Origin of the sequence: Vibrio sp. 1562 (assembly GCF_033340155.1) — a bacterium.
Classification (GTDB): domain Bacteria; phylum Pseudomonadota; class Gammaproteobacteria; order Enterobacterales; family Vibrionaceae; genus Vibrio; species Vibrio alginolyticus.
This window is the reverse complement of sequence record NZ_JAWOVY010000135.1, coordinates 1-988: the sequence shown is the minus strand read 5'-3', so window position 1 is coordinate 988 and position 988 is coordinate 1. Positions and strand designations below refer to the sequence as shown.

The following is a 988-nucleotide window of genomic DNA, read 5'->3' as shown; positions in this document are numbered from 1 at the left end:
GTTTTAGATATTTTCAAATCATGCCTATTTTGAAAGTACGATCTCTATATCTTATTTTTTTCTAATTAGTGTTCTTTCCCCACTTGTTATTAATTAAGCGCCACTCCCAATTTTAAATGCACTTAGGAAAAAACCATGAGTCAAAATGGTAAGTTTAATATTACTCGGCGTGATGCTTTAAAGGGCGGTTCTGCACTTGGCGCTTTAGCGTTAGCAGGAAACGCGCTTTCTCTCCCGTTTGCAACTAAAGCGGTTGCCAAAGAAACACCAGCAAAACCAAACGAAAAAATTGTCTGGTCGGCATGTACCGTAAACTGTGGTTCTCGTTGTCCGCTTCGTATGCACGTGGTCGACGGTGAAATCAAATGGGTAGAAACCGATAACACGGGTGATGATGTGTATAACCACAATCATCAAGTTCGTGCTTGTTTGCGTGGTCGCTCTATGCGTCGCCGTGTTTACTCGCCAGACCGTTTGAAATACCCACTTCTTCGCGTTGGTAAACGTGGTGAAGGTAAGTTCAAACGCATCACTTGGGACGAAGCCTTTGACCTCATCGGTGACAACCTAAAACGCATCATTAAAGACTACGGGAATGACGCGGTTTACTTAAACTACGGTACGGGTACCTTGGGTGGTACGGTAACTAAGAGCTGGGATCCGAGCGCGACATTGGTTGCACGTATGATGAACCTTTGTGGTGGTTACCTGAATCACTACGGCGACTACTCAGCAGCGAACATCGAATGTATGTCTGAGTACTTCTACGGCACTTGGGTAGACAACAACTCGATTGACGACGTACAAAACGCAGATCTTTGTCTGATGTTCGGTAACAACCCAGCCGAGACGCGTATGTCGGGCGGTGGTCAAATCCACAACTACGTGGACGCAAAAAATATTAACCACACACGTACGATCTGTATCGACCCTCGTTACACCGATACTGCCGCTGGCCGTGAAGACCAATGGATTCCTATCAAACACG

Annotated in this window: 1 protein-coding gene; it reads left to right on the top strand. The window is 45.6% G+C overall.

Annotated features, from left to right (window positions below; translation table 11 throughout):
- Positions 1 to 135 precede the first annotated feature (135 nt).
- Positions 136 to 988: molybdopterin-dependent oxidoreductase (locus R7Z49_RS23720; RefSeq protein WP_318112173.1), on the top strand; the 853-nt coding region annotated here is incomplete at its 3' end.